The sequence below is a fragment of the Fretibacterium sp. genome, from assembly GCF_057312375.1.
The window spans coordinates 1-16,657 of the sequence record NZ_DBHLDX010000042.1; the positions used below are offsets into that span (position 1 = coordinate 1).

Sequence of the window (16,657 nt, forward strand, 5' to 3'; positions counted from 1 at the left end):
CCCAGGCCGCGCCGGCGAAGATCGACGACAGGACGAGGCACAGCGACAGCGCCCATGCGGCGCACGAACTTCTGGTGACGCTTTTCATCATGATCCAGCTCCTTTTGACTGCTCGGTCCCCAAGGGTCCGGCTGCACATATTTGCTTATTATTTCACATCGACCGCGGACGGCCAACGGCAAAACCGTCGAGCACCTCTACAGCCAACTAAAAAGAAGCCCTGCCGAATATCAAGTCGAGCCAAAAACTCAGCAGGGTCACGAAGACGTTGTTCAAACGTGTCCCGAGTTGCCCTCAGAGCCTCGCCAATCCTATCACAACGACCTGTACCCCTCTTATGCTTCGTCTAGCTCAAATGGCCCAAGCCTTCGTCATCTTCTGTCGGCTTCCAGCCGCATCGTTCTGCAACTCGCCGAGCAAAAGCGATATCGATCCGATCACGAAATGGAGCAAGCCAGCATCGATCAATATTGCTCTGCGTATAGCCCAGAGCACTCTCATACAACGTCCCATACTGTTTCGAAGCATTCGCGCGGTCAAGCAGCCTCCGTATCTCAGGCAGATTCATGTAATCAGGCAGGCCCATGTCATCGTCAACATCACCCAGCAAGGCCAGCCCCATGCGAAATTCATCGAAATCCTCCGCATTCACCAAAAGACGCGGCTCGTTCGCGACAGCTTCTGCCACACTGGTCCTAAAGAACGAATCTGCTACTGCCTGCGCCTGCTCTACCAATTCATTTGACAGCTGTTCCAGTTCTTTCGCCCGTGACAAAGCACGCTCTCTCAACTCGCAGTAAGCTCCTCGATGCAGTTCCATTAACATGAATCCATTTACTGCCCCGCCCGTATTTTCTTCCAGTAACTCCAGGACGTCCGGCACATTTTGGTCTATTGCCTCGAACGCTTCGCCCCCCATAAGTTTCCGCAATACATCGCGCTGTGCATCCTCCCACTCGGGGTCGTCCCGGGACCGAAAGAGTTCCTTCTCAAATTCCTTGAAATTGTACCGTGCAGCGGGATAGAAAAACAGATCGAGCTTTTCATCCATTATGCCATCGATCCCGTGCTCCTCCAGCAAGTCCCGCATATATTCCCGCCCACGTTCCCGCGCAGCGCTGACAAGCGCTTCTGCCACGTCATTTTCTTCAAAATGCTCACAAATGTCATCAAACATAAAGATTCTGTTCATCGTGCTCCTCCTTTAGCATTCATAATAGTTCTCTGCCGTGGCGAGTTATTCTCCTGAAGAATATCTCGTATCGCTGCGCGCTTCTCGCCCCTTTCATAACACCGTTGTTTACGCGACTACCCAACAGGAGGACTCCTCGTTTCCTCTATAAAATATTGACGACGTCTGACACAAAAATTTAATCCCCTCAGCGAGAGAGAAAGAAATGGGATCGGCCCAAGGGCTTTTTCATAATGAGGAAAACAGGATAAGAGCTCTCCTTTGTCGGGATTTCCAGATATTGGACACCCAGCACACCGCGATAGCCCTCAAGGCTCACGCGCCGGATCGGCTCCTGAATCGCAACCTGGCAACCATCAGGCCTGGACTCTATCAGCTTACGCTGAAGCTCACCCGCGCGTTTTGATATCGCCCGCATGAGTGTGCGGTTGCCGCTATAGGCTTTGCAGAGCATACTTACGCGGTCACTCGGATTTTTCAGGTGCTTCATGCTATAAATCGAAAAATCATGGTCAATAAGATGCAGCATAAAATGAAAGGGACCCGGTATACCATCAAGGCGTGGCAAGATCGATCGAACGGAAGTCAGTATTCCATCAGACGCTCCTGCTTTTGCTGCTGTAACGGCATGGAGGGTTTCGAAAGACGGCTCACGTTCCAGCGCTGCGGTAAGCCTGGTCAGACTGTCCTCCTCGTATTCCGCGCCGAGTTGCAGGGTCATCACAGGCTTTGTCACAGGGACAAACACGGCATCCCGTGCCTCTGCACATTGCACCTCGTTCCATCCGCGCTCTGCCGCCAGAGACTCCAAGATACTTTCGACCCGCTCCGTGTCCTGCCGCATACAGCGGCGCATGCAGCGGGTAACCCAGCAGCCGCCAAAATATTTATTATATACAGGGGTGCCCTCACCCAAGACAGCATTCAGCTCGTGGTCCGCCCACGAACGAATAAAGTTTCCTCTCGCACGTAGCAGATTCCGCGAGTGCCTCAGAAATGCATACTCGGAAACAATATCACGAGGAAACATGCGCTACACCTCCAGGTTAAAGGATATATCACCAAGGATGAGCGGGGCTGCCGAAGAGTTCCCACGAAAATAACGGCCTCTTTTTTAACTCCGGGCGCTTCGCTCCCGCAACGCCTGCTTCCGGGCCAGGAGCGCCGCCCCCAGCGCTCCGGCGAACTGCGAGTCCGGGCTGACCCGCACGGCACAGCCCAGTCGTTTCTCCAGGAGACGCACCAGGCTGCGGCTCCGCGAAACCCCGCCGGTGAAGGCCACGGGCTCGCGAAGCCCCACGCGCCGCAGCATCCCCTCAGCGCGGGAGGCCACGGCGTCCAGCAGCCCCAGGGACAGGGCCTGCTTGTCCACCCCACGGGCCAGAAGCCCCACGACCTCCGTTTCCGCGAACACCGTACACATGCTGGAAACGGCGTGGGGCTCCAGGTCGTCGGGCAGGCTGCTGAAGTCCGCGAGCGTGCAGCCCAGCATGACGGCCATGTTCTGCAGGAAGCGTCCCGTCCCCGCAGCGCACTTGTCGTTCATCAGGAAGTTGACCACGTTCCCGTCCCGGTCCAGGGCGATGACCTTGCTGTCCTGCCCCCCAATGTCCAGGATCGTCCGCACGCTGCGGCCGTCCTCCCCGTCCCGGAAGAGTCGGCCTGCGCCCACGGCATGACAGGATATCTCCGTGACGCGCGCGTCGGCCTCCACCGCGTTTCGCCCATAGCCGGTCGCCACCGTGCGGACCACGTCGTCCCGCGCCAGGCCGTTCCGCTCCAGAAGCTGCGCGCAGGCCTCGTTCCCCGTCTCGCCGGGGGTCCAGCCCGTAGGGACGACGAGGCGGTCGACCCACTCCGAGCCGCGCATCAGAGCTGCTTTGACCCCTACCGAGCCGATGTCCACCCCGACCGTCCAGAGCGGCGCGTCCACGCCGTCCGTCACCGTGCCCACGCCCCTACCCCATCATCTCGACGAAGGCGCCCATGCGCGTGGACAGCTGCTCCACGTCGCCCTGATAGTAGTCCGTCTCCACGGTGATGCAGGGGATGCCCATGCTCTCCATGCGCTCGTGCACCTGGAAGGACTCCACGTTGTACGTGTGGCACGCCTGGAGGATGAGGTCCACCATCCCGTCGGCCGCGTAGTCATCGGCCAGGCTCTCCAACAGGTCCAGGCGCTTCGTGTTCGGCGTCATGCAGGAGCAGGGGATGCCCAGGTACTTCCGGGCCAGCGCCTCGTAGGGCGGCAGCGACTCGTCCACCAGTTCGTAGGCGGGCTTGATGCCCCCACAGTTCTCGAACGCAACGATCACGCCGCCGTTCTCCTCGATGGCGTTAAACACCTTTTCCACGCTCTTGCCGGTGGGACAGCCCGTGACGATAATGCGCCGACGGTCCGGCGGCACGCGGCGCTCGCCCGCCTCGTAGTTCTCCCGGACCTTGCGCGTCAGGTCCCGAATCTGGTCCAGCATCTCAGGGTCGCTGAAGCTGATCTTGAAGTACTCGTTCACCATGTGGACCTCACGGCCGGACAGGGGCGCAGGGTTCAGCTCGGAGAGCGCGTAAAGGTCCATCATGACGCGGCGCTCCTCGTTGCGCCAGGCGATCTCGCGCCTCAGCGCCTCCTCCGTGATCGTCACGCCCATGAGCTCCTCAAGCCTCCAGGCCAGGTGCTCGATCTCCTCCTGCCACTGCCCCACGGCCTCCTCAGAAACGGTCTGAGGCAGTTGCATGACGTGCGTGGGCCTGAGACGGTCCATCAGCTCGTACATCTTCTTCTTGCCGTCGCAGGTCGTCTCCCCCACCACCAGGTCGCAGAAGTGGAAGTAGGGACAGGTGTCGGTCAGGGCAAAGCCGTAGCTGGCCTTAATCAGCGGGCAGAGGTTTCGCGGCAGGCGCTCCTCCGCCGCGGCGATGGGCTTCTCGCTCGTCGCACACAGGGTGGCCGGAATGGCTCCCGCCGCGCGGATCACCTCGTAGGGCGTGTAGGCGCAGTAGCAGCCCACCACCTTCCGCCCCGCCTCCACGGCCTCCTTGATCCGCACCGGACCGGCGGGAAGGGCCTCCCTCATTTTCTGTAAGATGGCGTCGATATCGTGCATGTTGAACCCCCCTAAGGTTACTCAGCTTCCGACGCCGTTCCCGCGCCGACGCGCGGTCAGGGCGTAGAAGGACACGGAACAAACCAACACGAGGCCGTGTACGAAGCGCGTCCAAAAGCCGGACCACCCCGCACTGACGACCCCTGCCTCGATCATGCCGATCACCGCAGCTCCTGCCGTCGTACCCCAGACGCTGCCGCTGCCGCCGTACACGGAAGTTCCCCCAATGAACACGGAGGCGAAGACCAGCAGAAGGTACCCCTCGCCCTGAGTAGGCCACCAGTTGGCCAGCTCCAGGCACGCCAAAATTCCAGAGAAGGCGGCCGTCAGGCCCAGCAGGACGAACACCGCGACGCGGGCTCGCGCCACCGGAAGCCCCATCATCCGCGCGACCTCCCGGTCGTCGCCAATGAAGCGCAGGGCATCTCCCCAAGAGGTGCGGTGCAAGATCACTGCCGTGACGACGGCCAGCCCCAGAGCCCACAAAAACTGCGCGGGGATCAACCCGCCGACGCGCCCGACGAACAGGGCGGTAAACGGCAGCCGGCGGACGAAGGGCAAGGCAACCGCAAGCCCGCCGGAGAGCAACATCACGCAGCCCCGCCAGAGGAAATCGAACCCGATCGTCACGACGATCGAGGGCACCCCCGTCTTGACCACGACCAGCCCGTTGATCAGGCCGATGCCTGCCCCCGCGGCGAGCCCCGCCACGAGGCCAGTCGCTGCGGACCCCGTGGCCTTCGCCACGACGGCGAACAGGAAGCTGGACATCGCCATGTTCGAGGCGAAGGACAGGTCCATCTCCCCGGCCACGACCACCAGGGTCATCCCCATCGCGACGATCGCCACGAAGGGGATGGTCGTCATAAACGAGAGGTAGATGTAGCGGGAGAGAAACGTCGCGGGCGCGGTCAGGACGAAGAAGCCCCAGAGCAGCAGGAGCACCGCGGTGATGGGAAGCTGGAGCGCAAGGGCCGAGCGCAGCCGAAAGCCTGCGTTCATAGCGCGACCTCCCTCAGACGCGCTGTCAGCTCCGGCAGCGTCAGCGCTCCGCGCGTCCACTCCCCCGCGTTGAGCCCGTGGGACAGGACGACGAAACGATCCGCCACCGCCCAGACGTGATCGATGCTGTGGGTGATGAACACCACGGACTTTCCCCGTTCCCGCACCCCGCAGATGAACTCCAGCACCTTGTCCACCTCGCTCAGGGCCAGGGCCGTCGTCGGTTCGTCCAGGACGACGAGCTCGGCATCGAAGTACATGGCCCGCCCGATGGCCAGCCCCTGCCGCTCCCCGCCCGACAGCACTCCGGCACGGGTGTCCGGGGTCAGGCGACCTCCTCCCAGCCCCATGCGCGCCAGGAGCTCCGCGGTGACGCGGCGTTCCTCCGCCACATCGATCAGCCCCCATGAACCTTTTATATGCCGGCCCACGAAGACGTTGCGCCACAGGGACTGCTGCAGGCCCAGCGCCCTGTCCTGATAGACGGTCTCGATGCCCAGGTCCCGCGCACGGGAGACGCAGGACCGCGTCCAGTCGAGCTTCCGGCCCCGAAAGAAGAACGTCCCCGCATCCGCGCCGTAGAGGCCCGACAACACCTTGATCAGGGTGGACTTGCCCGCCCCGTTGTCGCCCAGCAGGCCAACGATCTCCGCAGCGTTCACGCGGAAGTTGACACCCCGAAGGGCCTCCACGTTCCCGAAGGACTTACGGATGCCCCGCATCTCAACCAGGGCGGCGTCCGCCCCGCCTTTCCCGCCCTCCACGCTTCAGCGCACGCCCTTCTCCGCCAAAGGGGCAATCTGTTCAATGTTCTCCTTGTCTACGAACCCGCCCGCCGTGTCGATCACCAGCCCGCCGAATCCGCAGAGGCGCGACTGAACGAGATTCACAACGGCCAGATAGCCGATGAGGTAGGGCTGTCCCTCGCCCACGAGGTCCAGGTAGCCGGAACGGATGGCCTCGGCCGTCGCAGGGGAGAGGCTGAAGCCGGCCACCGCCACGCGATCGGGGTCCATCCCCGCGGACCGGAGGGCGTTCCCGGACTGCGCGGTCAACGCTCCGTGATCGATGACGACGAGCTTGCAATCCTCATGGGAGGAGAGGTAGCCCGTCAGGACCGGAGCGCCCAGCGTCGCGTCCTTGTTGATCTCAGGCGAGATCTCGATGTAGTCCGCCGTCAATCCCGCCTTCTCGAACACGTCCAGGATGGCCAGGGCGCGCCGCCCGCGTCCGGGCAGACTCTTCAAACCCCAGACCATGACCCGGTCTCCCTCCTTGAGGCCGAACTGCGTAACGCAGCGCTCGGCCAGCATCCTGCCCTGATTGTAGTTGTCCGGGCCGATCAGCCCAAAACCGCGGGATTGGTACTTTTTGTAGAGTCGGGGCAGCGGCGTGTCAACGCAGGTGACGAGAGCTCCCTGGGCATAGGCTTGATCGATCAGGGGCTCATAGGCGTCGTCGCCGGGGACCCCAATGACGACCATTCCGTCCGGCTTCGAGGTCAGGCCCTGACGGAAGTTCTCCAACATCTTCTCGGCGTTCCAGTCGGAGTAGACGAACGCGATGTCAAGGTCCAGGTCCCGCGCCGCAGCCGCAGCGCCGTTCTGCAGCACGGTTCCGTAGGACTCGCCGGGGCCGCCGCCCGTGTCGAACCAGACCTTGAAGCGTTTCGCCTCCTGGCTCGCGTCGACGCCGAAGGCCATGGACGGAAACAGGACGAGCGCAACCAACAACAGAGCAACTGCTTTTTTCATGAACACACAATCCTCCTCAGGACTTAAAAAATGACACGACTGCGCGACGCGGAACACCTCCCCTGCCGTCGGGCACGGGACGTTCGCGTGTCGCTATGGAAATAAATAGATGAAGGGAAGACCCCATCAAGGGGGTCAACGAACGGTACGGAAGGGGGACGAGAGGGCGGGGCCTGTCGAAATCGTCTTTACGATGCAGGACCGATCCTCAGAGGACCGCACCGAACGATGCATCCCGTGCACCGCGGCTCAGTGCGTCAGGAAAAACCGAACATGGCGATCCTCCTCCCGTCTTAAAGGGTGCGGGGCCATGCCGTTCAGACCAACTCCCCGACCAAGGCCCCGCGTAAGTATGCGTCAAGGGGGATGGTAAAGTCAAGGGGGGCAAAAACGTAATCTCGCCGTCCCGAAGCAGGTCGCAAGGAACTCCCCGGAACGGCTGGAAATTCCCTTCAGCCCTTTCTTTTAAAATCTCCGGAAGTATGGTATAACGCTCATTATGCCCCGCATACGGGACAGCGATCGACAGTCGCATCAACGGGAGGGATCGTCTTTGGATTACACTTATCTCTTGAGCCTTTGCGTCATTCTCTTATCCACGAAGATATTCAGCCTCATCTCGCGCCGCGCCCAGCTGCCGCAGGTGGTGGGCGCCTTGATGGCGGGACTGATCTTCGGCCCCGCAGTGCTGGGACAGCTCACGAACGCCCTCTTCGGCGTCCGGTTCTGCCTCATGCCCTCGCCGCTCCTCTCCCGGCTGGCGGAGCTGGGGGTCATCGTCCTGATGTTCACCGCCGGCATGGGGACCAGCGTCAAGGACCTGAAGGCATCCGGCAAGGCGGGGTTCCTCGTGGCGCTCCTCGGCGTGCTGACGCCGCTCGGCATGGGGGCGCTGATGCTCTACGCCTTTGAGCCGGCCACGAACTTGGAGTCCGCCCTGTTCCTGGGCTCCGTCCTTACCGCCACCTCCGTTTCCATCACCGTGGAGGCCCTGAAGGAGATCAACATGCTGGCCACGAAGGTGGGCAACACGATCCTCGCGGCGGCGCTCATCGACGACATCTTGGGCCTGATCTGCCTCACGATCGTCAGCGGGATGGGAGGGGAGCAGGTGAGCCTGGCGCTCATCGGCGTGAGGCTCCTGGGCTTCTTCGCCTTCGTGGGCATCGCCGCCGTCGCCTACCACCGGGCCATGGTGTGGATGGACCATCGAAATGCGGAGAGGAACCTGCGCCGCTACCCCGTGGCGGGCTTTGCCTTCTGCCTCTTCATGGCCTGGACCGCCGAGGTGGTGTTCGGCATCGCGGACATCACGGGGGCCTTCGCCGCAGGCATGATCATCGCCATGGCGCCCAAGGGACAGTACATCGCCAGCAAGTTCGACACGATGGGCTACCTCCTGCTGACGCCCGTCTTCTTCGCCAACATCGGCCTCGAGGTTTCCATCCCCAGCATGTCCGGCTGGCTCGTCTTCTTCACGCTGGTGCTGGTGCTGGTGGGCGTCGCCTCCAAGCTCATCGGCTGCGGCCTGGGCGCGAAGCTCTGCGGCTTCACCAATCGGCAGTGCGTTCAGACGGGGCTCGGCATGGTGTGCCGCGGCGAGGTCGCGCTGATCGTCGCCAACAAGGGCATCGCCATGCACGCCATCCACGAGCAGTACCTTGGCCCGATCATCATCATGATCATCGCCTGCACCATCCTCTCCCCGGCCATGCTGAAGGCGGCCTTCAGGGGTGAAACCTCCGCGGAGAAGGAGAGCCGCCTGATCGAAAACTATACCCTCACCGAGAAGACCGAGAGGATTCTGGGGCGCCTGTTCAACCGCCACCATCGAAGGCAGAAACTGGAGGACATCCGCTCGAACCAGCAGCGCGAGGATTGACCGGGAATAACCGTCCGATGCGAAGCGCGGGGCCGAGGACGCCCCGTCAAGGCGCCTCCGGCCCCGCGCTCCATCGCGAAGTCCCTGCCTCAGCGCAGGGACTTCGCGACGTTCTGCGTCAGGACGCTGCCCTTCCGCGCCGTGCTCGTCACGGCGTCCATCATGACGCCGCGGACGCCGCGGCGCTCGATCTCCGCAACGCCCTCGATGGTCATGCCGCCGGGGGTGCAGACCGCGTCCCGCAGGTCGGAGGGCGTCCGGCCGGAGCCCGTCACCAGCCGCGCCGCGCCCAGCGCGGCCGCCACAGCACCCCGGTAAGCCAGGGCCTTCGGCAGCCCCGCCTGGATGCCCCCCATGGCAGCCCCCTCCAGGAGCTCCAAAAAGAACGCGGGGCCGGACCCGATCAGCGCGGTCAGCGCGTCCAGCTTGCCCTCCTCCGTAAACTCCGCGTCCCCCAGCAGGGAAAAGGCCGCGCGAAGCCACTCCCCGTCCTCCGGCGCGCACCCGTTCGCGACGACCACGCCGCTGAAGGCCGCGTTCATCGCCGCACAGACGTTCGTCATGACGCGGGCCCAACGGGCCTCCGGGGCGGCCTCCTCCAGCAGGGACAGGGACACCGCCGCCGCCAGAGAGACGCATAGTTTTCCCCCCAGGGCGCCGCGCAGCTCCCGCACCGCCCCCAGGGTCAGGTGGGGCTTCAGGGCAAACATCACCACCTCCGAGCCGCGGGCCGCCTCGGCGTTGTCCGCGATCAAGCGGACGCCCTCCTGCGCCACCTCCGGCCGACGGTCCGGGTGGGGGCACGAAGCCGTTACCCGGCACCCCGCCCTGGCCAGACCGCGCGCCACGGCGCCCCCCAGGGCCCCCGCTCCAATCACGGCGATGCCCGTCCTCCTAACGTCCTTCTCCACGACCTAATCCCCTCCTTGAGCCGAAGCGGATGCGCGGGTCCGGCGCCACTCGAACATCCCAAGCGCCGCGGCCACGCTGGCGTTGAGGGACCCCACGCCACCCTGGATGGGGACGCGCAGCAGCTGGTCGCAGCTCTCGCTCACGAGGCGCGACAGCCCCTCCCCCTCGGCGCCGACGACGAGGGCCAGGCGCGCCGGCACCTCGTCCTCCCAGAGGCTGACCTCCGCACGTCCTTCGAGGCCCACGATCCAGAAGCCCGCGGCCTGAAGCTGCTCCAGCGTCCGGACGACGTTAACCACCGGGATCATCGGAAGGCGCAGTGAGGCGCCGGCGCTGGTCTTGACCACCGTCCCACCCGGCAGCGCGGAGCGGCGGCGCGAGTAGACCGCAGCGGCAGCCCCGGCAGCCTCGGCGGAGCGCACGATGGCCCCCAGGTTGTGGGGGTCCTCCACGTGGTCCAGCACCACGATCAGGGCTGGAGCCTCGGCGGGCAGGGCCTTCAAAAAGGGCTCCAGGTCCACGGGAACCGTTTCCGTCAGCCGGCAGGCCACCCCCTGATGGCGTTCTCCGGGGCAGAGCTTGTCCAGGGCCTCCGGCGCCACCAGCTGATACACGACGCGCCCAGCCCGTGCCAGGTCCACCAGCTCATCCAGGTAGGGCGGCCGAACGTTGTTGGCGATCAGGAGCCGCGTGCATCGCGAGGGCGTGTTCCGCACCAGGTCCAGCACGGGCTGGCGCCCCCAACAGACGTCGTCCGGCGGCAGGGCCCGTTCCGCGGGCCTGCGAAGGGCCTCCTCGCGCGGGGACCGACCCCGCCGCGCCTCCGTGGGGCGTCCTGGCCCCCTCAGGTCGGGACGCCTGCGCCCCTCCCCGCCGCTCCGGCGCGGCCCGCCCTTTCCTCCGCTGAATCGTTCCGCCATGTGTCCTACGCTCCTTTGAGGGCCACTGCCCCCTCGATCTCCTGCGCGTACTCCCGCAGGAAACGCGCCGTGTACCCCTTTTTCCGCATCACCTGTTCGGGGGTGCCCTCCGCCACGATGCGGCCGCCGCCCTCCCCGCCTTCCGGCCCCAGGTCGATGATGTGGTCCGCCGACAGCAGGACGTCCAGGTTGTGCTCGATGACCACCACCGTGCTGCCGTTGTCGGCGATGCGGTGGAGGATCTCCATCAGCTTTCTCACGTCCGTGTAGAACAGGCCCGTCGTGGGCTCGTCCAACAGGTAGAGCGTCCGGCTGCTGAACTTCTTCGACAGCTCCTTCGAGAGCTTCACCCGCTGAGCCTCGCCTCCCGACAGCGTCAGGGCCGACTGCCCAAGGCGGATGTAGCCCAGGCCGGCGTCCTGAATCAGCCGCAGGCGGCCCGCGATGCGAGGGATGTCTCCGAAGAACTCCGCGGCGTCGTCCACCGTCATGGCCAGGACGTCCGCGATGGACCGGTCCTTGAAGCGCACCTCCAGCGTTTCGTGATTGTAGCGCGTCCCGCCGCACACCTCGCAGTCCACGTAGATGTCCGGCAGGAAGAGCATGGATATCTTCATGGACCCTGCGCCGCCGCAGGCCTCGCAGCGGCCGCCCTTCACGTTGAAGCTGAAGCGCCCCGCGTTGTAGCCGCGTATCTTCGCTCCGGGCAGCCCCGCGTAGAACTCCCGGATCAGGGAGAAGACCCCCGTGTAGGTGGCGGGGTTCGACCGCGGCGTGCGCCCGATGGGGCTCTGATCCACCAACACGACGTTGTCGAACGCCTCCGCCCCCTCGATGGCCCGAAAGCGGCCCGGACGCTCACGAAAGTCGCGGTCCAACCTGCGCCGGAGGCCGCGGTAGAGCACGTCGTAGAGGAAGCTGCTCTTGCCGGAGCCCGACACGCCGCAGAGACAGGTGAACGCGCCCAGGGGAATCTTGACGTCGATGTTCTTCAGGTTGTGGTGCGCGGCACCCCGTACCGTGAGCCAGCCCTGGGGCCTCCGTCGCTCGCCCCGCCGCACGATGCCCGAAGCCTCGCCCCGCAGGTAGGGCCCCGTGAGTCCGTTTGAGGCCACCACCGCCTCGTAGGACCCGTTCTGCAGCACCTCCCCGCCCAACTCTCCCGCCGCCGGCCCCATCTCGATGAGCGCGTCCGCCGCCTTCATCGTTTCGCGGTCGTGCTCCACCACCACCACGGTGTTGCCGAGGTCCCGAATGGAGTCCAGAGAGCGCACCAGCCGCTCCGTGTCGCGGGAGTGCAGCCCGATGGTGGGCTCGTCCAACACGTAGAGCACGCCGCTGAGGTTTGAGCCTATCTGCGTCGCCAGACGGATGCGCTGGCTCTCGCCACCCGACAGCGTGTCCGCCCGGCGGAGGAGGGTCAGGTAGCCCACGCCCACGTCCACCAGGAAGTCCAGCCGCCGGCGTATCTCGCTCAGCACCTGTTCCACGATGCTGGTTTCCGTCCGCCCCAGGTCCAGCCGGCGCATCCTCACGGCCAGCTCGTCGATGGGCATGACCATCAGGTCCCCGATGCCGTGGCCTCCCACCTTCACGTTCAGGGCCTCCGGGCGCAGGCGCAGGCCCCCACAGGCCCGGCAGACGTCCTCTTCCCGATAGGCCGCCAGTTCCTCCAGGGTCTTCTCGGACTCCGTGTCCCTCAGCATGGTTTCAAGCCAGTTGACGACGCCCTCGTAGCGCCCCATGTAGGGCCGCGCGACACCCCCCTCGTCGAACACCATGGGGACCCGCTCCGCGCCGCTGCCGTTCCAGATGAAGCTCCGGACCGCCTCAGGCAGGTCCCCGTACTTCGGCGTCAGGTCCCAGCCGTACTTCTCCGCAAAGAGCCGGATCTTCTTAACGTAGTAGGGCTTCGTCTTCCATGGGATGATGGCCCCCTCCAGCACGGACCGGTCCGGGTCGATGACCAGGTCCTCGGAGAAGTGCTCGTGACTGCCCAGGCCGCTGCAGTCGGGGCAGGCGCCAAAGGGGCTATTGAAGGAGAAGAGGCGCGGCTCGATCTCCGGCATGGCGATGCCGCAGTCCGCGCAGGCGTACTTCTCCGTCATCATGTACTCCTTCTCCCCCTCGGCGGCGATGAGCACGTACCCATCCGACTGCCTCATGGCCGCCTCGACGGACTCCGCGATGCGGCTCCGACGGTCCTCCGCCACGCGCAGGCGGTCGATGACCACCTCGATGCTGTGGCGCTTCCGCTTGTCCAGGTCGATCTCGTCCTCAAGGTACAGGGTGGACCCGTCCACGCGCACGCGGGAGTAGCCCCGCTCTCGGACCTGGGTCAGGAGGTTTTTGAACTCGCCCTTCTTGCCGCGCACCAGCGGCGCGAGGACCTCGATGCGCTGCCCCGCGTCGTTCTGCAGGATGTGAGCCACGATCTCGTCGATGGAGCGGCGCTCCACCGGCTTCCCGCACTTCGGGCAGTAGGGGACGCCGATGCGGCCGTAGAGCAGGCGGAAGTAGTCGTAGATCTCCGTCACGGTGCCCACGGTGGAGCGCGGGTTGTGCCCCGTCCCCTTCTGCTCGATGGATATGGCCGGGGAGAGCCCCGTGATCTCGTCCACGTCCGGCTTCTTCTGGACGCCCAGGAACTGGCGTGCGTAGGCGGACAGGGACTCCACGTAGCGTCGCTGGCCCTCGGCGTAGAGCGTGTCAAAGGCCAGCGAGGACTTGCCGGAGCCGGAGGGCCCCGTGATCACCACCAGGCTGCCGCGGGGGATGTCCACGTTCACGTTCTTCAGGTTGTGCTCCCGCGCACCCCTGATGTGAATACAATCGGTCAAAAGATGTTTTCTCCTTCGTTCGCTACCGCTCGGCGCCTCTCCGGCGCACCGGGGACTGCCGAATGCGATATAATCTTCAACGGGTTTCAACCCCTCGATGGGGCGTCCCCTCACGTTCACCGCGTATTCTATCATGAAGCACGGCACGGGATGAGGGCCAGCGGCGCCTCATCCCGAATCGTCGAATCGAAAGAGGTGAGGACATGACGTCAGGACGCCCCGGCGCACCGGCCGGGAAGCTTCTCCTCATGCTCCTCCTGGCGCTGACGCCGCTCCTCCGGCCCACGACGGCTGGCGCAGCGGATGACTGGACGCCCCCTGCGGACGTCGTTCAGGCGCAGGAGGAGATCAGCAGGGACATTGCTCAACGTCAGGCCGCCGTGGAGGCGGAGTTGGGCGACGGAAAGCTCACGAGCATCGACATTGTCGCGCGCATGAAGCAGCTTGACGGGCTAGCCGCGACGGCCTCCGAGGACGCGGCGGGCTGGGGCTTCAGCGCGGAGCAGCGCGAGCAGTACGCGCGCCTCCTCTCCGACCTGAGCATGGACTGGTCCGCCTACGGCTCCATGCTCCAGAGCCAGCCGCCCCGGGCCGCAGACGCTTCAGAGCTCCCTGCATCGCAAGACCTCGCGGCGGCAGCCGACGTCGACTTCAGCGACGGCCTCCTGATGCGTATCCAGAAGGCGACCAACGAATTGGACGTGCAGATGTTCTACCTGCAGTCCAAGCTTGGCGTGCTCAAGCTGAGCCAGTCGGACATCGAGAGCCTGGAGGGCGGTGCGGTGGCCGACGACGGCTCCCCGACGCCGCCGAAGCTTCAGGAGCTGAAGCTGGAGTTGGCCCGCGTGAGGATGGCGGCCTCATGGGCCCAGGTCCTGGCCGCAAAGCAGATATGCGACGCGAACGTCGCGCTCATCCGGGACATGAGGGCGCAGCTGGCCTCCGTCAAGGGGCGGCTCACCTTCCCGGAGGCCCTGCTCAACGCCCACATCGCCAGCCTGGACCGGGAGATCGACGAAACGGCGGCGCAGCTTGAGAACGGCCGGGGCATGCTGCTGAGCGCGGCCTCCGACCTGACGAAGGCCTACGCCGCCATGAAGTCGGCCGACGTTCTGCCCCTCACCGCCGCCTCTTCGCGCTACCTGGAGCGCAAGACCAACATGAACAAGCTGGAGTACTCGGCCATCTTCCTGGAGGACAAGGTCCGCTGTCTGCGGGAGGCGCAGGAGCTGTGGCGGAAGCGCTACAAGCTCTTTCACAACCAGGTTTCCGGCCAGGATATCTGGCAGTACCGCAGCGACGCCAGGAGCAGGACTGCCGAGCTGGAACGCCAGCTCGAGGCCGTCCAATTGATGAAGAGTGAGCTCCAGCGCAGCATCGCCACGATGACCGCCCAGGCGGAAGGGACCGACGGTCGGACCCGGCAGAACCTCGGCCAGGCCCTCCAGAACGCGAAGGACACCGTCACCAACGTCCTGAACCTCTACTCCTCCCTGATCCCGAACCAGATCTTCCTGCTGCAGACGTTCTACGACGAGGCCAGCGAAAAGCTCAACGCCGTGCGCATCGCGGAGAAGGTCGGCAGCTTCGGCAAGGCCACGGTCATGGACTTCCTCAACACGAAGCTCTGGGAGGGCGAGGGCTACGCCGTCACCGTCATCAAGCTGATCACCGCCCTCCTGGTGTTCGTTTCAAGCTTCTTCCTGAGCTCCTGGGGGAGCCGGTGGATCCAGCGGTGGATCCTCTACAGCCTCCCCTCAAAGACCACGGCGGCCGGCGCAGCGCAGCGCATCGTCTTCTACGTCCTGTGGTTCGCCTTTGTCCTCATCGCCCTGCAGATCGTCAACATCCCCCTGACGGCCTTCGCGTTCCTGGGCGGCGCGATAGCGGTGGCCATTGGATTTGGAGCCCAAAACCTCTTCAATAACCTCATCAGCGGCTTCATCCTCATCTTCAGTCGGCCCTTCAAGGTGGGAGACATCATCGAGGTTGACGGCACCAATGGGATCGTCGAGGACATCGGCTCCCGCTCCACGCGCATCCGCACCTGGGAGAGCTTCGACGTCATCGTGCCCAACCGCTATCTGCTGGAGAACCGCGTCACGAACTGGACGGGCAGCGACGTGAAGAAGCGCGAGGTGCTGAAGGTTCAGGTAGCTTATGGCACGGACACGCGCCGCGTGGAGGAGCTCCTGATGAAGGTCATCCGGGACCACAGCAAGGCGCTGAAGGACCCGGCTCCCTTCGTGCTGTTCCGGGACTTCGGGGCGGGCAGCCTGGAGTTCGAGATGTACTACTGGGTGGACCTGATGGCGGCCTCCACGATGAAGGTGGCAAGCGACATGCGGCATCACATCGCCTCCCTGTTCCGGCAGGAGGGCATCGAGATCCCCTTTCCCCGCACGGACGTGTACCTCGTCCCGCCCGTCGGAGGATCGGAAACGCAGGGCACGCTCGACCCGTGACGCACGAAGGGGGCGGCCGTTTGACGGCCGCCCCCTTCATATTCCCTTCATATTCACCAAATCTCTGCCGCGTCCGGCGGCGCCCTACAGCCCCAGCAGCACCGCCGCTGCGATGCCTATGGCCTGCATCAGGAGCCCGATCCCGAACAGCGGGAGGAAGAACTTATACCACTTGTTCAGGGGGATGTGGGCGATCGCGCAGATGATGGGGATGTCCGCCGTGGGCCACATGACGTTGGAGAGGCCGTCGCCGAACTGAAACGCCAACACGGCCACCTGACGGCTGATGCCCAGGAGGTCCGCCAGCGGCGCCATGATGGGCATGGTGACGACCGCCTGCCCGCTGCCGGAGGGGATGAAGAAGTTGATGAGGTTCTGCACCACCAGCATCCCCTCAGCCGCCAGCCACTTGGGCAGGACGGAGAGCGGCAGGGAGCAGTAGTAGGCCACCGTGTCGATGATGTGCCCCTTCTGCAGGATCACCAGCATCGTGCGCCCGAAGGCGATGAGGAGGCACCCGGCGGCTATGTCGCAGAAGCCGTCCGCGAAGGCCTTCGCCGTGCCATTGATCCCCAGGCCGCCCACC

General features: G+C 64.6%; 13 protein-coding genes. 2 read left to right on the plus strand and 11 right to left on the minus strand.

What is annotated here, in order from left to right:
• Positions 1–346 precede the first annotated feature (346 nt).
• From ACO41U_RS07265 to ACO41U_RS07295, 7 genes are all read right to left on the minus strand, one after another.
• Positions 347–1,192 carry a hypothetical protein gene (locus ACO41U_RS07265; protein WP_485942758.1) on the minus strand — a complete coding sequence of 282 codons (846 nt, stop codon included), beginning with the start codon at positions 1,190–1,192 and terminating at the stop codon, positions 347–349.
• 187 nt (positions 1,193–1,379) lie between these two features.
• A complete protein-coding gene (locus tag ACO41U_RS07270) occupies positions 1,380–2,222 on the minus strand; it encodes a hypothetical protein (protein ID WP_485942760.1) in 843 nt (280 codons plus the stop codon).
• 84 nt (positions 2,223–2,306) lie between these two features.
• Positions 2,307–3,146, minus strand: a complete 840-nt coding sequence (locus tag ACO41U_RS07275) for an acyl-CoA dehydratase activase (protein ID WP_485942762.1) — start codon at positions 3,144–3,146, stop codon at positions 2,307–2,309.
• A 4-nt stretch (positions 3,147–3,150) separates the two neighbouring features.
• The gene (locus ACO41U_RS07280) at positions 3,151–4,296 is read right to left on the minus strand and encodes a double-cubane-cluster-containing anaerobic reductase (RefSeq protein WP_485942764.1); all 1,146 of its coding nucleotides are present in this window, start codon (positions 4,294–4,296) and stop codon (positions 3,151–3,153) included.
• A gap of 21 nt (positions 4,297–4,317) precedes the next feature.
• Entirely contained in the window at positions 4,318–5,298 is a 981-nt protein-coding gene (locus ACO41U_RS07285) for an ABC transporter permease (RefSeq protein ID WP_298781154.1), read from the minus strand.
• Positions 5,295–6,062, minus strand: coding sequence for an ATP-binding cassette domain-containing protein (locus ACO41U_RS07290; protein WP_485942766.1), 768 nt, complete (start codon positions 6,060–6,062; stop codon positions 5,295–5,297). Before ACO41U_RS07290 ends, ACO41U_RS07285 begins: the two co-directional genes overlap by 4 nt.
• A gap of 3 nt (positions 6,063–6,065) precedes the next feature.
• Positions 6,066–7,052: a sugar ABC transporter substrate-binding protein gene (locus ACO41U_RS07295; RefSeq protein WP_485942768.1), complete on the minus strand. Its 987-nt coding sequence runs from the start codon at positions 7,050–7,052 to the stop codon at positions 6,066–6,068.
• Positions 7,053–7,605: 553 nt separating this feature from the next.
• Between ACO41U_RS07295 and ACO41U_RS07300 the strand changes: the two genes are divergently transcribed.
• Positions 7,606–8,934 carry a cation:proton antiporter gene (locus ACO41U_RS07300; protein WP_298781161.1) on the plus strand — a complete coding sequence of 443 codons (1,329 nt, stop codon included), beginning with the start codon at positions 7,606–7,608 and terminating at the stop codon, positions 8,932–8,934.
• Between the two features lie 89 nt (positions 8,935–9,023).
• On the opposite strand, the gene ACO41U_RS07305 is transcribed toward ACO41U_RS07300, so the two are convergent.
• From ACO41U_RS07305 to uvrA, 3 genes are read right to left on the minus strand one after another with little or no spacing between them, the layout of a single operon-like run.
• Complete coding sequence (locus ACO41U_RS07305; protein WP_485942770.1) at positions 9,024–9,845, minus strand: pyrroline-5-carboxylate reductase family protein; 822 nt, start codon at positions 9,843–9,845, stop codon at positions 9,024–9,026.
• 3 nt (positions 9,846–9,848) lie between these two features.
• A complete protein-coding gene (rlmB, locus tag ACO41U_RS07310; RefSeq protein ID WP_485942772.1) occupies positions 9,849–10,766 on the minus strand; it encodes a 23S rRNA (guanosine(2251)-2'-O)-methyltransferase RlmB in 918 nt (305 codons plus the stop codon).
• A gap of 5 nt (positions 10,767–10,771) precedes the next feature.
• Positions 10,772–13,606: an excinuclease ABC subunit UvrA gene (gene uvrA, locus ACO41U_RS07315; protein WP_485942774.1), complete on the minus strand. Its 2,835-nt coding sequence runs from the start codon at positions 13,604–13,606 to the stop codon at positions 10,772–10,774.
• A gap of 203 nt (positions 13,607–13,809) precedes the next feature.
• Here uvrA and ACO41U_RS07320 point away from each other — a divergent pair, with 203 nt between their 5' ends.
• Positions 13,810–16,071: a mechanosensitive ion channel family protein gene (locus ACO41U_RS07320; RefSeq protein ID WP_485942776.1), complete on the plus strand. Its 2,262-nt coding sequence runs from the start codon at positions 13,810–13,812 to the stop codon at positions 16,069–16,071.
• A gap of 84 nt (positions 16,072–16,155) precedes the next feature.
• Here ACO41U_RS07320 and ACO41U_RS07325 read toward each other — a convergent pair.
• Positions 16,156–16,657: TIGR00366 family protein (locus ACO41U_RS07325; RefSeq protein ID WP_485942778.1), on the minus strand; the 502-nt coding region annotated here is incomplete at its 5' end.